Origin of the sequence: Paenarthrobacter aurescens (genome assembly GCF_025421775.1) — a bacterium.
Classification (GTDB): Bacteria; Actinomycetota; Actinomycetes; order Actinomycetales; family Micrococcaceae; genus Arthrobacter; species Arthrobacter aurescens_B.
The window spans coordinates 84,302-100,630 of sequence record NZ_JAOEFX010000006.1 but is presented as its reverse complement, the minus strand read 5'-3'; the positions used below and the strand labels follow the sequence as shown (position 1 = coordinate 100,630).

The window sequence follows — 16,329 nt, the reverse complement described above, 5'->3', positions numbered from 1 at the left end:
GCCTTACCAGCCGCGTTCTGCGAGGCGGTGGGGCTGCGGAATGTCGTCGACGTTGATGCCGACCATCGCTTCGCCCAGGCCGCGGGAAACCTTGGCAATGACATCAGGATCGTCGTAGTAGGCAGTGGCGTTAACGACGGCGGCGGCGCGCTCTGCCGGGTTGCCGGACTTGAAGATGCCCGAGCCAACGAACACACCATCGGCGCCGAGCTGCATCATCATCGCAGCATCAGCCGGGGTGGCGATGCCACCGGCGGTGAACAGGACCACGGGGAGCTTGCCGGTGGCGGCAACTTCCTTGACCAGTTCGTACGGGGCCTGCAGTTCCTTGGCCGCAACGTAGAGCTCGTCCTCCGGGAGGGCGGCGAGCTTGGCGATCTCGGAACGGATCTTGCGCATGTGCCCGGTGGCGTTGGAAACATCGCCGGTGCCGGCTTCGCCCTTGGAACGGATCATCGCCGCGCCCTCGTTGATGCGGCGCAGGGCCTCACCGAGGTTGGTGGCACCACAAACGAAGGGGACGGTGAAGTTCCACTTGTCGATGTGGTTGATGTAGTCCGCCGGGGTCAGGACCTCGGACTCGTCGATGTAGTCAACACCGAGGGACTGCAGGACCTGGGCTTCGACGAAGTGGCCGATGCGGGCCTTAGCCATGACCGGGATGGACACGGCGGCGATGATCGCGTCGATCATGTCGGGATCGGACATGCGGGACACGCCACCCTGGGCGCGGATATCGGCAGGGACACGCTCGAGCGCCATGACAGCGACGGCACCGGCGTCCTCGGCGATGCGGGCCTGCTCGACGTTAACGACGTCCATGATGACGCCGCCCTTGAGCATCTCCGCCATGCCCCGCTTAACGCGGCTGCTGCCCGTCAACGGTATGTGTTCAAAAAGAAGGGGTCTTGTAGGCACGTGATACTCCAAGGGCTGAAGGCTGTGATTGCATCCCGGGCACCCGGATGCAGCAGGGGCCTAGAGGCCTCGCCCGCCTGATATCCGGGTGATATATTAGTGGGAGTCTTCAGTATGCAATCACCGAAGCGTGGAGTCAACAGTGGTGTTTACGTTGGAAACTAGGCCGCGAAAAGAGCCTGGCGCACAGCATGCTCGAAGCCGCTGACATGAACACGGGCCAGTTCGGCAGCCTTCTCCTCATCGCCATCAATGACGGCCCTCAACAGGTCCAGGTGCTCGCGCACATGATGCTCCAGATCCGGAAGGCGATCCAGGACCATGCACCAGATGCGGGTCGCCAGGTTGTCGTAGCGAATCAGGATGTCTTCAAGGTGCGGGTTCGCCGCCGCGGCATAGATCCCCTGGTGGACACTGGCATCGAGACGCAATGTTTCAACCACCGATGCGGCGCTGACGTCAAAGTCCTCCACGGCGCGCATCACATCACGCAGGCGTTGCTTCGTGGCGGCAGAAGCAACCCTGGCTGCACGTGCGGCAGCCAGCGGTTCCAGCTGGGCTCGAATCTCGGAAATGAAGGCAAGGTCGGTTACTTCAACGCGGGTGGCAAACGTTCCCCGCCTCGGATAGGTGATCACCAAACGATCCAGCTCAAGCCTCTTCAGGGCTTCGCGCACCGGAGTGCGCCCGATCTCCAGATCTTTAGCAAGCTGGTCATCATTGAGCAGGTCGCCCGGTTTGATCTCCAGCATCAACAGTCGATCGCGAAGGCGCTCATAGGCGACGTCGGCCAAGGACTTCTTCGTAGCGTCAGTACTGACCGCCAAGGTTTCAAAAGCCACAGCGCCTTCCCCTTCTTCATCTCCAAAAAACCTATTGACCCGCTTCAGCCATCAGTATACGCTGATTCCCAATTCTAATATATCAGTTCAGGACCGAAGAATATATCTTAAGGAGGCGACATGACCCTCATGGCGACAGATTCACCCGTAAGCATCCTGCCGAAGCCGGAAATGCTCAACGACGAGCAGGCACAGAAATTCGTACTCACATTGACGTGCGTCGAACGGGCCGGGATTGTGCAGGCAGTCACCACCTTCCTGTTCGAGCGTGGTTTCAACATCGAAGAGCACCAGCAGTTCGACGACGGCCTGCGCCAGACGCTGCACCTGCGGACAGCGTTCTCCGGCCCGCTGTCCTACTCGCCGGAGCGGCTCGAAGAGGAGTTCAGCGCCATTGCCGACCGCTTCGAGATGAAGTTCAGCTTCCATGACCAGACCAAGAAGCGGGTCCTGGTCATGGTGTCCAAGTTCGGCCACTGCCTGAACGATCTCATCTTCCGCTGGCGGGGCGGAAGCCTCGGTGGCGACCTCGTAGTGGTTGCCTCAAACCACGAGACCCACCGGGCCATGGCCGAAGCCGCCGGCCTGCCCTTCGTCTACATTCCCGTCACCCCCGATACCAAGGCAGACGCCGAGCAGCAGCTTTTGGATCTCGTGGAGGAATACAACGTAGACCTTGTGGTGCTCGCACGGTACATGCAGGTACTTTCGGACGACTTGTGCCGTGCCCTCGAAGGACGCGCCATCAACATCCACCACTCTTTCCTGCCGGGATTCAAGGGCGCCCGCCCTTACCACCAGGCCTATGACCGCGGCGTAAAGCTGGTGGGTGCCACTGCCCACTACGTGACCGCGGACCTGGACGAGGGACCAATCATCGAGCAGGAAGTCATCCGCGTCGATCACAGTTACGGTCCCACCACCCTCTCAACGGTGGGCCAGGACGCCGAAGCCCTGGCGTTGTCCCGCGCCGTCAGGTGGCACTGCGAACACCGCGTGCTGCTGGACCAGACCAGCACAGTGGTTTTCCGCTAAACCAAGCACTAGAACACCAGCAGACTCACCCCTTAACTTCAGCAGGAGAACCCCCATGGCATCCACGCCTCGCATTGTCATCATCGGAGCTGGGATTGTTGGCACCAACCTCGCCGACGAACTGGTCACCCGCGGTTGGAACAACATCACCGTCCTGGACCAAGGACCCCTGAACATGCCCGGTGGCTCCACGTCCCACGCACCGGGCCTCGTTTTCCAGACCAACCCCTCAAAGTCCATGGCACTCTTCGCCAAGTACACGGTGGAAAAGCTGCTGTCCCTCACTGAGGACGGCCAGAGCTGCTTCAACCAGGTGGGCGGACTCGAAGTTGCCACCACAGAGACCCGTTTGGCCGATCTGAAGCGCAAGCTTGGCTACGCACAGGCATGGGGCATTGACGGCAAGATCCTCTCCCGCGAGGAATGCAAGGAGCTCTACCCGCTCATCAACGAGGAAGACATCCTGGGTGGCCTCCACGTCCCCACCGATGGCCTGGCGCTTGCCGCCCGCGCCGTGCAGTTGCTGATCAAGCGCACGGAAGCCGCCGGCGTTAAGTACATCGGCAACACCGAGGTCACCGGAATTGAGCAGTCAAACCGCCGCGTGACCGGCGTCGAGACCGCCGACGGCGTGATCCCAGCGGACATCGTGGTTTCCTGTGCCGGCTTCTGGGGCGCCAAGGTGGGCGAGTTGATCGGAATGTCCGTTCCGCTCCTGCCGCTGGCACACCAATACGTCAAGACGACGCCGGTTCCCGCGCAGAAGGGCAAGAACGAGCTGCCCAACGGCGCCCAGCTGCCCATCCTGCGCCACCAGGACCAGGATCTCTACTACCGCGAGCACGGCGAGCGTTACGGCATTGGCTCCTACGCTCACCGCCCCATGCCCGTGGACCTCGATGAATTGGGTAGCTACGAGCCCAGCAGCATCACCGAACACAACATGCCCTCGCGCCTGGACTTCACGTTGGAAGACTTCCTCCCCGCGTGGGAAGCAACCAAGCAGATCCTGCCTGCGCTCCGCGAAAGCGAAATCGAGGATGGCTTCAACGGCATCTTCTCCTTCACCCCGGACGGCGGCTCGTTGGTGGGCGAATCCAAGGAAGTGGACGGCTTCTTCGTGGCCGAGGCCGTCTGGGTTACCCACTCCGCCGGGATTGCCCGCGCCGTGGCCGAACTGCTCGTGGACGGAAAGTCGCAGATTGATCTGGGAGACTGCGACATCCACCGCTTCGAAGAGGTCCAGCTGACTCCCGAGTACGTCAGCGAAACCTCCCAGCAGAACTTCGTGGAAATCTACGACGTCATGCACCCGCTCCAGCCCAAGCTCTCTCCCCGCAACCTTCGCGTCAGCCCCTTCCACGCCCGTCACAAGCAGTTGGGTGGCTACTTCCTGGAAGGCGCCGGATGGGAACGCCCTTACTGGTTCGAAGCCAACGCTGAGCTCCTCAAGGAAATGCCGGACGAGTGGCAGCCCCCGGCGCGTGACGCATGGTCCGGCATGTTCAGCTCGCCCATTGCCGCTGCCGAAGCGTGGAAGACCCGTACAGCAGTTGCGATGTACGACATGACGCCGCTGAAGCGCCTCGAAGTGTCGGGCCCCGGCGCCCTGAAGTTGCTGCAGGAACTGACCACTGGAGACTTGGCCAAGAAGCCCGGCGCAGTCACGTACACCCTGCTCCTGGACGAGGCCGGCGGCGTCCGAAGCGACATCACCGTGGCCCGCCTGAGCGAGGACACCTTCCAGCTCGGTGCCAACGGCAACATAGACACCGCCTACTTTGAGCGCGCAGCCCGGCAGCAAACGGCCAACGGCGACGCCGGCGACTGGGTTCAGGTCCGTGACACCACCGGCGGCACCTGCTGCATCGGCTTGTGGGGTCCGCTGGCCCGCGACCTCATCGGCACGGTCAGCAGCGATGACTTCAGCAATGACGGCCTGAAGTACTTCCGTTCCAAGAAGGTCACCATCGGAGGCGTCACCGTCACCGCGATGCGCCTTTCCTACGTGGGCGAACTCGGCTGGGAACTCTACACCAGCGCCGACAACGGACAGCGCCTCTGGGACGCTTTGTGGAAGGCCGGCCAGCCGTTCGGCGTCATCGCCGCAGGCCGCGCCGCTTTCAGCTCGCTGCGACTGGAAAAGGGCTACCGCTCCTGGGGCACGGACATGACCACCGAGCACGATCCCTACGAGGCCGGCCTCGGGTTTGCCGTGAAAATGACCAAGGAGAACTTCGTCGGGAAGGCCGCGTTGGAAGGCCGCACCGAGGAAGGATCCGCCCGCCGCCTGCGCTGCTTGACGGTCGACGACGGCAGGAGCCTGGTACTGGGCAAGGAACCGGTGTTCTACAAGGACCAGGCGGTGGGTTACGTCACCAGCGCCGCCTACGGCTACTCGGTCCGTAAGCCGATCGCCTACGCTTACCTGCCCTCCGCTGTCTCCCTGGGAGACTCCGTGGAAATCGAATACTTCGGACGCCGCATCCAGGCGACCGTCACCGAAGATCCGCTGTACGACCCCACCATGAGCCGGCTCCGCGGCTAGGACACCCGCAACCCCCAAAGGCATGCGGCCCGGACCCTGCCCCTCGCAACAGAGCGGGCCCGGGCCGCTGCTTTCCCCTCTTCAGCCAGGACCACACATGATCAGCTCAGAAACCATTAATGACTACCTCTCCCGGTTGGCGTCACGTCAGCCGACCCCCGGTGGCGGTGCCGCTGCAGCACTGCATGCAGCACAGGGTGCTGCATTGGTTGCCATGGTGGCCAGATACACCACCGGCGCCAAATATGAGGAGCATGCCGCACTGGTCACCCGGATCACCAGCGCCGCCGATCACCTGATCGTTGAATCCTTGCGTCTCGCGGACGCCGATGAGCACGCTTTCCAGTCCGTGATCGACTCCTACAAGCTTCCGTCGGACACCGACGAACTCAAGACCGTAAAAACAGCAGCCATCCAGGAAGCACTGGTTCAGGCAGCCCATACTCCGGCCCAGCTGATCAAAGTTGCCGGTGAGGTGGTGGACCTCGCCACCGAACTTTTTGATGTGGCCAACCCCAACGTCATCAGCGACGTCGCCGCTGCCGCGGACGCTGCCCGCGCAGCTGCCACAACGGCCAGGGTCAACATCGACATCAACGTAGTCGCCATCAAACGCGGCGAAGCCCGTTCCCGCCTGGCGGAACAGACGGACGGGATTGAGGACAAAGTGGTTCTCGCCGCCGATGCCCTGGTGAAGCGCGTCCGCGAAAGGATCCTGTCATGAGCACCGAAGTACGCGGGAACACCGAAGTACTGTCCGGCAAGCCGCTCGCTGCCCTCATCCAGCAGCGCGCCCAGGAGGAGTCCACCCTCCTGGACGATGAGGGCCTCCGGCCGGTCCTGGCTGTTGTTGTTGCAACGGAGGATCAATCCACGCACTGGTATGTCCGATCCATTGAGCGTGCTGCCGGGCGTGCAGGTATCGGCTGCAGGATCATCGATCTAGGCCACGACGCCACCGAACAGGTTCTGGCCAGTGTCCTGGCGGACCTCAGCGCGGAACCAACTGTTCACGGCATCATCCTCCAGACTCCCCTGCCGGCGGCTGTCCGCGCTGACCGGCTGGTGGGCCTCATCGCTCCGGAAAAGGACATCGACGGCGCCAACCCCCTCAGCCTCGGCCGCTTGGCTGTGGGGCAGCCCGCCTTCGCCCCCGCTACTGCCCAGGCTGTGGTGGAGTTGCTGGACCATTTCCAGATCCCGGTCGCAGGTCGGAACGTGGCCATCGTCGGGCGTTCCGCCGTGGTGGGCAAACCGCTGTCCCTGCTCCTCCTCGCCAGGGATGCCACCGTTACTGTCTGCCATTCCAAATCCGGACCGCTGGAACGCTACACCCGGCCTGCCGACGTCGTGGTGGTTGCCGCCGGGCGGACCGGGTTGCTGAAGGGCAGCCACATCTCGCCGGAGGCGGTGGTGATCGACGTCGGCACGAACGTCCTGGCCGACGGTTCCCTGGTGGGAGACGTGGACGAGGCCAGCGTCACCGGCGTTGCGGCCGGGTTGAGTCCTGTCCCGGGCGGCGTAGGATCAGTGACCACTGCTCTCCTGCTGCTGCACACCGTGGAAGCCGCGCGGCAGCAGTCCCGAACCACGCTGCTCACTGCTTCCACTTCCCGGATCTGAAGGGGTTCCCATGCATTCCAAAGCTCCACGCGAGAACATCGACGAGTCAAAGCTGACCGTCACCAAACCCAAAACCAAGGCCGTGGGCATCCCGGCTGTCGCCAACGCCTTGAAAATTTCGCTGGAACAGATGGGGCCCCTGCGGAGTGTCCAGACGCTGCTTGCGGTGAACCAGCTGGACGGGTTCGACTGCATGGGTTGTGCCTGGCCGGAACACGAAAAGCGCAATGCTGCAGAGTTCTGCGAGAACGGCGCCAAAGCAGTGGCGGAAGAAGCCACCCGTCGCCGTGTCACTCCGGAATTCTTTGCCCAACACTCCGTCGCTGACCTCAAGACCCGCGATGACTTCTGGCTTGGCCAGCAAGGGCGGCTCACGCACCCGATGTTCCTCGATGAAGGCGCAACCCACTACAGGGCAATCGACTGGGAGGAAGCCTATGACCTCATGGCCGAGGAGCTGCGGGGCATGGAACATCCCGATCAGTCGGTCTTCTACACGTCCGGCCGGACGTCCAACGAAGCGGCCTTCGTGTACCAGCTTCTGGTACGGGGAATTGGTACCAACAACCTCCCGGACTGCTCCAACATGTGCCATGAATCCTCCGGCTCCGCACTGGTGGAAACCATCGGCATCGGCAAGGGTTCAGTCAGCCTGACGGACCTGGAAACGGCATCGCTGATCTTTGTCGCGGGACAGAATCCCGGGACCAACCACCCCCGCATGCTCAGCGCCCTGGAGAAGGCCAAGAAGAACGGCGCGATCATCGTGTCCGTCAATCCCCTTCCCGAAGCAGGGCTTCTGCACTTTGAAAACCCACAGCACGTGGCCGGCATGGTGGTGGGAACCCAGCTGACGGATGACTTCCTGCAGATCCGCGCCGGCGGCGACCAGGCCCTCTTCCAAGGCCTGGGCAAATACCTTCTTGAAGCCGAAGCTGCCGGACGAAGCACCCCGGGGCTGCAAACGGTCCTGGACCACGACTTCATCAACAACCACACCGTGGGACTGAACGACTACCTGCGTTTCCTGGAAAAGGTGGAGTGGGATGACATCGTGGAGGCTACCGGCCTCACCCTGGAACAGATTCATGCGACAGGTGAGCGGATGCTCGCGTCCAGCGCCACCATCGTCTGCTGGGCCATGGGACTGACCCAACACAAGCATTCTGTTCCCACCCTCCGCGATGTAGTCAACGTCCTGCTGCTCCAGGGCAATATCGGCAAGCCCGGCGCCGGCGTTTGCCCGGTGCGCGGCCACTCCAACGTCCAAGGCGACCGCACCATGGGCATCTTCGAAAAGATGCCGGAGACCTTCCACGACCGTCTGGACCAGGAATTCGAGTTCCGGTCTCCCCGTGAGCACGGCTATGACACCGTGGCAGCCATCCGCGCCATGCGGGACGGAAAAGTCCGCTTCTTCATGGGAATGGGTGGCAACTTCGTCCGGGCCGCCCCTGATTCAGACGTCACCGAGCAAGCCTTGGCCAACACCCGGCTGAGCGTTCAGATCTCCACAAAACTGAACCACTCGCATCTTTCCACCGGGCGCCGGGCGCTGATCCTGCCCACCCTCGGACGCACCGAGAAGGACACCCAGCGCACCGGAGACCAGCGGGTCACCGTGGAAGACTCCATGAGCGCCGTCCACGCATCACGGGGACGCCTCAAACCCGCAAGCGAACACCTCCATTCCGAAGTAGCGATTGTCTGCAACCTCGCGGACAGGCTGTTCACCGATGGCCACAGCCGCCTGCCCAACACGCCCCAGGCTTCGTGGCTCGCCATGAGGGACGACTACACGCTGATCCGGAAGCATATTGAGGCCGTCTTCGATGGTTTTGAGGACTTTGAAGCACGGATCCAGCATCCTGGCGGCTTTGTGCTGCCCCACCCGCCGCGCGATGCCAGGAAGTTCGACACCGCGTCCGGGAAGGCACACTTCACAGGCAATGAGCTGGAGTTCATCAAGATCCCACCCGGCCGGTTGGTCCTGCAAACCCTGCGCTCACACGACCAGTACAACACCACCATCTACGGCAAGGACGACCGCTACCGTGGCATCCATGGCGGGCGACGCGTGGTGCTGGTCAACGCCCAGGACATCACCGAGCTGGGATTTTCCGACGGCGACATGGTCCACCTGATTTCGGAGTTCGAAGGAACGGACAGAAGGGCCGAGAACTTCCGGATCGTGTCGTATTCGACGCCGAAGGGTTGCGCGGCCGCGTACTACCCGGAAACCAACGTGCTGGTGCCCCTGGATTCAGTGGCGGATACCAGTGGGACGCCAACCTCAAAGTCCGTGATCATCCGGCTGGAGAAAGCCTAGATCCAGAACAAGATTTCCACCCGTCTAATTTTCCACCCGTCCGGTGGGCCGTGAAAGGTGCTTCGGTGCCTGAAACCTGGGGAGGTATTTCCTCATCGAAGCACCGTTTTCGGTCCACTGGGCAGCATTTTTCAGTAACAGCCAAAGAATAGGGAGTGACCATGTCAGGAAACAGAGCAGTCGCCTACAAGGAACCCGGTGTCGTCGAAATCATCGACACTGACTACCCAACGTTTGAGCTCAAGGACGGACCGGGCGTCAACCCGGCAAACGTGGGGCGGAAGGTGCCGCATGGCGCGATCCTCCGGACGGTGACCACCAACATCTGCGGTTCGGACCAGCACATGGTCCGCGGCCGCACCACAGCTCCGCAGGACCTGGTCCTCGGCCACGAAATCACCGGCGAAGTGGTGGAGGTGGGACCGGACGTCGAATTCATCAAGGTGGGCGACATCGTCTCGGTTCCGTTCAACATTTCCTGCGGCCGCTGCCGGAACTGCAAGGAGCAAAAGACCGGCATCTGCCTCAACGTCAACCCTGACCGCCCAGGCAGCGCCTACGGGTACGTGGACATGGGAGGCTGGGTGGGCGGGCAGGCTGAGTTCGTGCTGGTCCCCTACGCTGACTGGAACCTGCTGCGCTTCCCGGACCGCGACCAGGCACTGGAGAAGATCATGGACTTGACCATGCTCTCGGACATCTTCCCCACCGGCTTCCATGGCGCCGTCACCGCCGGAGTCGGCGTTGGCTCTACCGTCTACGTTGCGGGTGCCGGACCAGTGGGCCTTGCTGCCGCCGTGGGCGCACAGTTGCTGGGCGCCGCCGTCGTGATCGTGGGCGACATGAACGAGGACCGCCTGGCGCAGGCGCGCTCCTTCGGCTGCGAAACAGTCAACGTGTCCAACGGCGACCCGAAGGAACAGATCGCCCAGATCCTCGGAGTTCCGGAAGTGGATTGTGGCGTTGACGCGGTTGGCTTTGAAGCCCGCGGCCACGGCAAGGATGCCTCGCACGAGGCTCCCGCCACGGTATTGAACTCCCTCATGGACATCACCGCCGCCGGCGGATCCCTGGGCATCCCGGGCCTCTACGTCACCGGCGATCCGGGTGGAATCGACGACGCCGCCAAGCACGGCTCCCTCTCGCTGTCCCTTGGTACCGGCTGGGCCAAGTCCTTGTCCTTCACCACTGGCCAATGCCCGGTCATGAAGTACAACCGTCAGTTGATGATGGCCATCCTGCACGACAAGGTCCAGATCGCCAAGGCCGTCAACGCCCAAGCCATCCCGCTCGAGGACGCTCCCCGCGGCTACGCCGAATTCGACGCCGGAGCGGCAACAAAGTTCGTGCTGAACCCCAACGGCTACGTGAAGGCGTAGTACGAACCAAACCCAGTACGCACCAAACGGATACCGGGGACTGCGCGGCAAGAATTACGGGAAGGCCGTGCAGTCCCCGGTATCTGCGTCACAAGAAGCATTACCTCAGGAAGCGGACACCCATGCTTGCACCAGAAATCGTCGTCAACGCTCCCAGTCCCCCGGTTTCGGATCAACGAAGGCATGCCCTGACGTGGGCCGGGGCCCGTCAGGTGGCCTACGACTGTGCCGGCCCACTGACACCGCTGAACGTTCCCCTCGCCGATGCGGTGGGACACTCCCTGGTATCCGGGCTGATGGCCCGCCAGGCCATTCCGCACTATGCCTCCTCTGCCATGGACGGCTGGGCCATCAACGGCAGCGGTCCATGGACATTAACAGCGTCAGGCCGCCCGCTTGCCGTCGGTGAAGCCAGTGTGATCGCCACCGGCGGGCTGATTCCACCCGGCGCCACGGCAGTCCTGCGCAAGGAAAGCGGCGTGGTCTCCGGGGACATCCACCTCTCACTCAGGCACGATGCGAAGCACGGGGAAACACTCTCCGGCCGGCACATTCGTCCTGCCGGAGAAGAGGCCTCAGCGGGGGAAGTCCTCATACCCGCCCGAACGCTCCTTAACCCGGCACACCTTGCCCTCGCCGCTGTGGCGGGGTACGACGAACTGCGCGTACAGCGCAAGCCGAGGGTCGCCGTCGTACTGACCGGCTCGGAGGTGGTGACCTCCGGCGAGCCGGCACCGGGACAGGTCCGCGACGCGTTCGGCCCGCAGCTGGACGCAGTCATTTCGCAATTGGGCGGCGTGCCCGGCGGCCAGCTCAGGATTGGCGATTCCTACGATGAGTGGCTGGCAGCGCTTGCTTGCGCTTCCGAGGGTGCGCCGCCGGACGTGACCATTACCACCGGCGGAACCGGGAAATCCGCTACAGACCACTTCCGCGACGCCGTTGCGGCACTCGGTGGTCGGTTCCTCCTGGATGGGATCGCCATGCGGCCGGGTCATCCTGCAGTGTTGGCAGAACTTCCTGATGGCCGTTTCATCGTTGGCCTGCCGGGGAACCCACTGGCCGCCTTGATGGCACTCATGACCCTTGGCGAACCCCTTTTGGCCGCCCTGGGAAGCCGTCCTTTCCCGGCGGCAGCGCCCATGGTCTCCGGCGCGGACTTTGACCCTGCCCCGGGAAATACACGGCTTATCCCCTGCACCTTTATCCATGATCTCGCGTTACCCGCCTCCCACACCGGTCCCGGGATGATGCGCGGGCTTGCCTGCGCAGACGGGTACATGGTTGTTCCCCCTGAAGGCGTAGCGGCGGGCGCGCCCGTTCCCGTTCTGCCACTGCCGTGGACAGCGCCGATCAGTTCCGTTGACCGTCGAGGGAGGCATGCACCATGGCACGCATGACCCAGCGCAGGAAGATCCACCGTTTCCAGCTGAACGCCACAGGAACCGAGTATGCCGTGCGGTTCAAAGAGGATGTTCTGGCTGCCGAGGAGCCCTTGGAAATCCGGATTGGAGGCCAATCCTTTGCCGTGACCATGAGGACGCCCGGAGATGACTTTGATCTGGTAGCTGGCTTCCTGGTGTCTGAGGGCATCATCCGCAGCCAGTCCGAGCTGATCTCCCTGCGGTTCTGTGCCGGCGAAAAGGACGGGATGCAGACCTTCAATGTGGTGGAGGCCCAGCTGGGACCGGACGTAAAGATGCCGGACACCATGCGCCACGTCTATACCTCAAGCTCGTGTGGCATCTGCGGCACGGACTCCATCGAGGCCGTGCGAAAGACCATCCACTTTGATCCGTCCCTGGACGAAACTCAGGTTCCAGTGGACTTCCTCGCACAACTGCCGGAGCGGCTCCGCGAAGCGCAGGCTGTTTTCGACAGGACGGGCGGCGTGCATGCTGCGGGACTCTTCAAAGTAGATGGCCCCCACCCGGAACTGCTGTGCCTGCGCGAGGACGTCGGCCGACACAATGCGGTAGATAAAGTGGTGGGATGGGCACTCCGGCAGGACCTGCTGCCCCTGGCTGGTTTGGTCCTCCAAGTCTCGGGCAGGGCATCGTTCGAACTCGTCCAGAAGGCAGCTTTGGCCGGCATTCCCGTTCTGTCAGCTGTCAGTGCACCCTCAAGCCTTGCCGCCCAGCTGGCCGCGGAGACAGGAGTGACGCTGGTGGGGTTCAGTCGTGGACAAAGCCTGAATGTCTACGCCGGCAGGGAACGGGTGGCCAGCCCGCGAGAGGACCTGCCCGAAGCCGCCATCAGCGCGTAAACAAGGCCAGTCCCCATGGTGTGAAAGGGCGTGCAAAACTCCGTCTAGGATGTGGAAAGACGAAGGTGCAGGCCGGGCAGGGCAACCAGCCCCGGTCGGCCTGCCTGGACAACGGACACGAGGCACCATGGCCGCACGCAACAACCCTGACTCTGATAAGGACGCAGACGCCCAGGGCGGAGGGGTCCAGTCAGTAGACCGCGCCCTCCAGATCCTGGAAATCCTGGCCCGTGAAGGCGATGCCGGAGTCAGTGAAATCGCGGAAGAAATGGGCATCCACAAATCCACCGTGTCCAGGCTGGTGGGCTCCTTGGTTAACCGGGACATCGTCCGGCAGAACAGTGAGCGCGGAAAGTATCAGCTGGGCTTTGGGATCCTCCGCCTGGCATCTTCCATTCCCGGCCGTCTGAGCGTGGTGCATGAAGCACGGGAGGTCCTGGAGGCGCTGGCGGCCGAGTACAAGGAGACCGTCAACCTGGCCGTCCTGCGATCCAACTATGCCGTCAACGTGGATCAGGCAATGGGACCCTCAACCCTTGCCACCTACGACTGGGTGGGCAGCCTGACGCCGTTGCACGCCACGTCCAGTGGAAAGGTCCTGCTTGCCGCGCTGACCGCCGACGAACGCAACCAGATTCTCAAAGCAGTGGGCCTGCCCGCGCGTACGCCGCGGACCGTAACGAACCGCGGGGAGCTGGAAAAGCAACTGCTGGACGTGGCCCGCAACGGGTACGCCACAGTCCACGAAGAGTTTGAAATTGGCCTCACTGCCATCGCGGTGCCCATCTTCAACCACGCGGGAAGCGTCATTGCCGCCATCAGTATTTCCGGACCAGCGTTCCGCTTTTCGCCGGAGGACCAGCCTGGGCTTATTGAGGGCCTTCGGGAAGCCGGACTGGCTATCAGTACCCGGATGGGCTACAGGCGGCGCTAGCCCCGAAGGCCTTCTACTGACGCACTATTCGCAACGCAACCCATGATACGCAACGTTTTACTTCCAGCCAATTGATATATCAATATGCTGTTAAAGAGCGCGGATCCCTTGACTTTGCATGTGACGGAGCGCACTCTGTTGCATAGCGCGGATGTTGTTGATTCCTGCGGAACACGGCTTGGAGCACTCAACAGCCCCCGTCCCACGAACCAGAAGAGGTGCATCATCCCTATCGCCTGCCCGCTCCGTGACCGCGCACCCGGGGAGGCGCCACGGCCCGCCATGACCATCGGATCGGAGGAAGCCCCAACCTTCCCATCGACCCATTCACCAAGGCCTCGTAGAAATGCAGGCTCATGACACGCCGAGCAAAGGACCCGCTCATGGCTACAAACAGTGACACAAAACATCTGACACCCGAGGAATTACCTGCCAACGGTTCCGTGGCAGAAACCCCGGGTGCAGCCAGCCCAACCAACCCTGCCCACGCGGAGAACCCTGAAGCAGTCATCAGTGTCTCCCCCGACGACACCAACCTGGCAGCCCTCAACGCTGAGGACGGAGGCGCAGATTCACTCTCCGATTCCGTAGAACACGAACAAATCATGGAAGAGCTGCGCCACGCCAAGACCGAGCAGGCCGTCTCGGCCCGCCGGAACCGCAAACTTACCCTCGACAAAGTCACCTTCGGGATCACGGGCGCCATCGCCGTCGCCTTCGTGGTCTGGGGCTTTGTTGGACGGGACAGCCTCTCCGCTACCTCCAAGGGCGCCCTGAACTGGGTCATGGAGTACACCGGCTGGCTCTTCATGGTCCTCGCTTCCCTGTTCGTCGTCTTCGTCCTGTGGCTTGCCCTCGGCAAGTTCGGCAACATCCCGCTGGGCAAGGACGGCGAGAAGCCCGAGTTTCGCACCATTTCCTGGATAGCCATGATGTTCGCCGCCGGCATGGGCATCGGGCTCATGTTCTACGGTGTTGCCGAACCGCTGTACCACTACATCTCACCCCCACCCGGGACAGTGGACGGTCGCACACCCGCGGCCATTCAGACCGCCATGGCTACCTCGATCTTCCACTGGACCCTGCATCCCTGGGCCATGTACGCCGTAGTTGGCATCGCGATGGCCTATGGCACCTACCGCCTGGGCCGCAAGCAACTCGTTTCCGCGGCCTTCACCTCGCTCTTTGGCATCCGCATGGTGGAAGGGCCGCTCGGCAAGTTCATCAACATCCTGGCCATCTTCGCCACGCTCTTCGGAACTGCCGCCTCGCTGGGCCTCGGTGCCCTCCAGATCGGCAGCGGCATGACGTCCAACGGTTGGCTGGGTGAGATCGGCACCCCGGTACTGGTGGTCATCGTCGCCATCCTGACCTTCTGCTTCGTGGCATCAGCTGTTTCCGGCATCAGCCGCGGCATCCAGTGGCTGTCCAACATCAACATGGTCCTGGCCGTTGTTCTGGCCCTGATCGTGTTCGTCGCCGGACCCACCTTGTTCATCCTCAACCTGATCCCCTCAGCCGTGGGTGACTACGCCAGGGATTTGGCTGAAATGTCCTCGCGTACCGAAGCCGTGGGAGACGACTCCCTGCGCAGCTGGATGACCAGCTGGACCATCTTCTACTGGGCCTGGTGGATTTCCTGGACGCCCTTCGTGGGAATGTTCATCGCCCGCATCAGCCGTGGCCGCACCATCCGCCAGTTCGTCACCGGCGTACTGCTGGTGCCGAGCGTAGTCAGCGTGATCTGGTTCGGCATCTTCGGCGGTGCTGCCTTCCACGTTCAGCAAGAGGCGGATAAGGCCGGCACTCCCGGGCTTGTGACCATGGTGGACGGCGCTCCCTCCATCAACTTCGATGGCGCCCTCTTCGACCTCGTCAAGAACCTGGGTATGCCCGGTTGGCTGACCGCAGCCGTCATTGTCCTGGCCATGGTCCTGGTGGCGATCTTCTTCGTCACGGGTGCCGACGCAGCTTCCATCGTCATGGGATCCCTCAGCTCCAATGGTGCTGAGCACCCGCGTCGAGGAGTGGTGATCTTCTGGGGAAGCCTCACCGGTGCAGTGGCAGCGGTCATGTTGCTTGCCGGTGGCGATAAACCATCGGAAGCCTTGTCAGGCCTGCAAAGAGTGACCATTGTGGCCGCCCTGCCCTTTGTGGTCGTCATGCTGTTGCTCTGTTTCGCCTTGGTCAAGGACCTTCGCCGCGATCCCCTGCAATTGCACAAACGCTTGGCCACCTCAGTGGTGGAACGAGCCATCCGGACTGGCGTCGAGCAACACGGCGGCGTTCAGTTTGACCTCGTCACCAGGCACGATTGCGCCGAAAAATGCACGGAGTCCGATTGCGCCGGAGCAACACCCACGGGAACCATCCCCCTGGTTGGCAAACCCCAGCTGGAATCCGACGACAAATAGCCCGGCTCCGGCCAACACCATTCACACATCAGGAAGGTCCA

Annotated in this window: 12 protein-coding genes; 10 read left to right on the top strand and 2 right to left on the bottom strand. The window is 62.6% G+C overall.

All coding sequences use genetic code 11. From position 1 onward, the window contains the following. Positions 1 to 3: 3 nt before the first annotated feature. Positions 4 to 918, bottom strand: a complete 915-nt coding sequence (gene pdxS, locus N7568_RS14070) for a pyridoxal 5'-phosphate synthase lyase subunit PdxS (RefSeq protein ID WP_368736518.1) — start codon at positions 916 to 918, stop codon at positions 4 to 6. Positions 919 to 1,079: 161 nt separating this feature from the next. Further along, complete coding sequence (locus tag N7568_RS14065) at positions 1,080 to 1,760, bottom strand: GntR family transcriptional regulator (RefSeq protein ID WP_261610418.1); 681 nt, start codon at positions 1,758 to 1,760, stop codon at positions 1,080 to 1,082. A gap of 120 nt (positions 1,761 to 1,880) precedes the next feature. Between N7568_RS14065 and purU the strand changes: the two genes are divergently transcribed. The 10 genes from purU to N7568_RS14015 all read left to right on the top strand — a co-directional run bounded on the left by purU (position 1,881) and on the right by N7568_RS14015 (position 16,288). Next, positions 1,881 to 2,795: a formyltetrahydrofolate deformylase gene (gene purU, locus N7568_RS14060; protein WP_261610417.1), complete on the top strand. Its 915-nt coding sequence runs from the start codon at positions 1,881 to 1,883 to the stop codon at positions 2,793 to 2,795. Positions 2,796 to 2,850: 55 nt separating this feature from the next. Beyond that, the gene (locus N7568_RS14055; protein ID WP_261610416.1) at positions 2,851 to 5,343 is read left to right on the top strand and encodes a GcvT family protein; all 2,493 of its coding nucleotides are present in this window, start codon (positions 2,851 to 2,853) and stop codon (positions 5,341 to 5,343) included. Between the two features lie 97 nt (positions 5,344 to 5,440). Next, a complete protein-coding gene (locus N7568_RS14050; protein WP_261610415.1) occupies positions 5,441 to 6,067 on the top strand; it encodes a cyclodeaminase/cyclohydrolase family protein in 627 nt (208 codons plus the stop codon). Then, entirely contained in the window at positions 6,064 to 6,966 is a 903-nt protein-coding gene (locus tag N7568_RS14045; protein ID WP_261610414.1) for a bifunctional 5,10-methylenetetrahydrofolate dehydrogenase/5,10-methenyltetrahydrofolate cyclohydrolase, read from the top strand. Before N7568_RS14050 ends, N7568_RS14045 begins: the two co-directional genes overlap by 4 nt. Before the next feature lie 10 nt (positions 6,967 to 6,976). Then, positions 6,977 to 9,295 carry an FdhF/YdeP family oxidoreductase gene (locus N7568_RS14040; RefSeq protein ID WP_261610413.1) on the top strand — a complete coding sequence of 773 codons (2,319 nt, stop codon included), beginning with the start codon at positions 6,977 to 6,979 and terminating at the stop codon, positions 9,293 to 9,295. Positions 9,296 to 9,456: 161 nt separating this feature from the next. Continuing rightward, positions 9,457 to 10,674 carry a formaldehyde dehydrogenase, glutathione-independent gene (gene fdhA, locus N7568_RS14035; protein WP_026005570.1) on the top strand — a complete coding sequence of 406 codons (1,218 nt, stop codon included), beginning with the start codon at positions 9,457 to 9,459 and terminating at the stop codon, positions 10,672 to 10,674. 122 nt (positions 10,675 to 10,796) lie between these two features. Then, the gene (locus N7568_RS14030) at positions 10,797 to 12,074 is read left to right on the top strand and encodes a molybdopterin molybdotransferase MoeA (RefSeq protein ID WP_261610412.1); all 1,278 of its coding nucleotides are present in this window, start codon (positions 10,797 to 10,799) and stop codon (positions 12,072 to 12,074) included. Next, positions 12,062 to 12,940: a formate dehydrogenase accessory sulfurtransferase FdhD gene (gene fdhD, locus N7568_RS14025; RefSeq protein ID WP_261610411.1), complete on the top strand. Its 879-nt coding sequence runs from the start codon at positions 12,062 to 12,064 to the stop codon at positions 12,938 to 12,940. The genes N7568_RS14030 and fdhD overlap by 13 nt, the downstream gene beginning before the upstream one ends. 127 nt (positions 12,941 to 13,067) lie before the next feature. Next, positions 13,068 to 13,874: an IclR family transcriptional regulator gene (locus N7568_RS14020; protein ID WP_261610410.1), complete on the top strand. Its 807-nt coding sequence runs from the start codon at positions 13,068 to 13,070 to the stop codon at positions 13,872 to 13,874. 383 nt (positions 13,875 to 14,257) lie between these two features. Further along, positions 14,258 to 16,288, top strand: a complete 2,031-nt coding sequence (locus tag N7568_RS14015; protein WP_261610409.1) for a BCCT family transporter — start codon at positions 14,258 to 14,260, stop codon at positions 16,286 to 16,288. Positions 16,289 to 16,329: the final 41 nt, after the last annotated feature.